The 3,035-nt window shown below is 48.8% G+C and carries 2 protein-coding genes and 1 tRNA gene; 1 reads left to right on the forward strand and 2 read right to left on the reverse strand.

The genetic code is table 11. From position 1 onward, the window contains the following. Positions 1–18: 18 nt before the first annotated feature. Positions 19–1,944 carry a DNA gyrase/topoisomerase IV subunit B gene (locus tag ACY2VW_RS13725; protein WP_461874263.1) on the reverse strand — a complete coding sequence of 642 codons (1,926 nt, stop codon included), beginning with the start codon at positions 1,942–1,944 and terminating at the stop codon, positions 19–21. Positions 1,945–2,066: 122 nt separating this feature from the next. Continuing rightward, positions 2,067–2,729, reverse strand: a complete 663-nt coding sequence (locus ACY2VW_RS13730) for an HAD family hydrolase (protein ID WP_055267566.1) — start codon at positions 2,727–2,729, stop codon at positions 2,067–2,069. Between the two features lie 204 nt (positions 2,730–2,933). Between ACY2VW_RS13730 and ACY2VW_RS13735 the strand changes: the two genes are divergently transcribed. Beyond that, a tRNA-Glu gene (locus ACY2VW_RS13735) sits at positions 2,934–3,005 on the forward strand. Positions 3,006–3,035 lie beyond the last annotated feature (30 nt).

A 3,035-nucleotide genomic window follows, 5' to 3' on the forward strand; every position in this document is an offset into this window, starting at 1 on the left:
ACTTCTTGTCTACTGATGTTAAATATCCAGCTCTGCATCGGTTGCATGCTCATAAATAAATGCTTTCCGCGGCGGAACCTCGGTTCCCATCAGCACTTCCGTCACATCGGAGGCCATACGGGCATCCTCGATCTCCACACGCTTCAAAAGTCTCGTCTCCGGATTCAGTGTCGTCTCCCAGAGCTGCTCCGGGTCCATCTCGCCAAGGCCTTTGTATCGCTGCAGCGTAAATTTCTCTTTGTGTGTCTTTCTGTATTTTTCCAGTGCTTTGTCGTCGTACAGATACTCTTCTTTTCCGCGGGACGGCATTGCCTTGTAAAGAGGCGGCATCGCGATATAGACATGTCCCTCGTAGATCAGCTCCGGCATGAAACGGTAGAACAGCGTCAGCAGCAGTGTTGAAATATGCGCACCGTCGACATCGGCATCCGCCATGATGATGATTTTATCGTAGCGGAGTTTGGTGATATCGAAATCGTTGCCGTACCCCTCGGAAAAGCCACAGCCGAATGCATTGATCATGGATTTAATCTCGGCGTTTGCCAGAACTTTATCAATAGAAGCCTTCTCTACGTTCAGAATCTTACCGCGGATCGGCAGAATCGCCTGGAAATTACGGTCACGCGCCGTCTTTGCAGAACCGCCCGCAGAATCTCCCTCGACGATAAAGATCTCGCACAGGGACGGATCCTTTTTCTCGCAGTTTGCCAGCTTGCCGTTCGTATCAAACGAATATTTCTGCTTCGTCAGCATATTCGTCTTGGCTTTTTCTTCGCTTCTGCGGATTTTCGCAGAGCGCTCGGCGCAGGCAAGGACGTTTTTCAGCACTTCGAGATTGCGGTCGAAATACAGCGGAATCTCTTCACCCGTTACTTTTCCGGCTGCCTTTGCCGCATCCGGGTTGTCCAGCTTCGTTTTCGTCTGGCCCTCGAACCGCGGGTCCGGGTGCTTGATCGAAATAACGGCGGTCATTCCGTTTCGGATGTCCGATCCCGTAAAGTTATTGTCTTTCTCTTTTAAGACACCGATTTCTCTGGCATAGCTGTTCATAATCGTCGTAAAGGTCGATTTGAAACCTGAAATATGGGTACCGCCCTCAGCGTTGTAGATATTATTACAGAAGCCGAGCACGTTTTCCTGGAATTCGTTGATATACTGGAACGCACATTCCACGGTAATGCCCTCAGATTCCCCTTTGAAATAAATCGGATCGTGGATTGCCTCTTTGTTCTTATTCAGATCGCGCACAAAACCGACAATGCCGTCCGGCTCGTGATACGTCAGGTGCTCCTCTTTTCCATCGCGCAGATCGGAAAAATAAATGGTAAGTGCCGGGTTCAGATATGCAGTCTCATGGAGACGGCTTTTGACCTCTGTTGCGGAAAAACGCGTTTTCTCAAAGATTTCCGGATCCGGCAGGAAGTTGATGCGGGTTCCGCTGTTCTTCGTTTTTCCGATCTTCGGCAGCAGACCATCCTCATCGAGTTCCTGTACGGCAACACCTCGTTCGTAGCGGTCGTGGTAAACCCAGCCGCCGAGGCTGACCTGTACGTCAAGATAGGTGGAAAGCGCATTGACAACCGAAGAACCGACACCGTGCAGACCGCCGCTTGTCTTGTACGCATTGTTGTCGAATTTACCGCCGGCGTGCAGGGTTGTAAAAACGAGACGCTCCGCCGGAACGCCTTTTTCATGCATGCCGACCGGGATTCCGCGGCCGTTGTCGGTCACGGTCGCCGAGCCGTCTGCTTCAAGTGTTACGTGAATGGTGTCGCAGCAGCCCGCAAGATGCTCGTCCACCGCATTGTCTACAATTTCATAAATCAGATGATTCAGGCCTTTCCGCGAGGTACTTCCGATATACATACCAGGGCGCTTACGCACTGCTTCGAGACCTTCCAGCACGGAAATACTGCTGGCATCATACGTTTCTTTTTTTGGCATAACTGTTCTATCCTCACTTATGTGTTACTGTCTTTTTCTCTTAATAATACTTCTGTCTGTCCCATTTTGGGGGCACAGTGTTTTATTATATCATTTTTCTTCCCGGAATAGCAAGATTTTCTTTAAAAGAAAGAATCTCCTCCGTTCATCAGCTCCTTAAAAGAAGTCACGTAGCGGTCTGCTTCCTGCTCCATCTTTGCGCGGTTTCCTTCCCCGCTTCTGTCATACACGCCCACAGCCGCAAATCCGCCCATTTTGGCGCCGCGGATTCCCGTTAGGATATCTTCATATACCACACACGTTTCCGGCGGAAGAGACAGCTTTTCAGCCGCTTTCTCGTAGATATCCGGAAAGCCCTTGCCGCGCTTTACTTCCGAGACGGTGACAAATGCTTTAAAATACTCATAAATCCCATTTCTCTTTAAGGCCGGCTCATACAGCTCCGGGCTCGATGAGGTAGCAACCGCCATGCGGATTCCTTTTTCTTTTAAATAGCGGAGATATTCTGCTGCCCCGTCTTTTAACTCCACTTCATACGTATAAGCGTCGACCGCCATCTGATGCCACTCCTGAATCAGTTCTTCCGGCGTTTCCGGAAAGCCGAACCGTCTGATCGTGTAGCGGGCAGCCTCCAGAAAGCCGAGCGGTGTAATCGCCTCCTGATAATCCGGCGGAACCTCAAGTCCTCTCTTCTTTAAAAATGCAACATCGATGTCATCCCAGACCCGCATCGAGTCGAGCAGTGTTCCGTCCAGATCAAAAATGGCTCCTTTGTACTGTTTCATTTGTCTTCTCCTTCTCTATTCTAATCTTTTTTCTTTCTTTTTAGAACGTATTTCTGTTTTTTAGAACATTTGTTTGTTTTATCATACCATAACTGGTAAAAAATGCAAGTAAAATGCGAATTTCGCTACTTTTTGAAATTTTTTAAATTTTTTTCAAAAAAACACTTGCATTTTCTCCAGACATCGTGTATTATAAGCGAGTACGGTTCGTTGGTCAAGAGGCTAAGACGTCGCCCTCTCACGGCGAAAACAGGGGTTCGATTCCCCTACGAACTGCTGAAGGTTCGCAGGATGCCTTCTCTCTTT

The sequence above is a fragment of the Fusicatenibacter sp. genome (genome assembly GCF_977045365.1).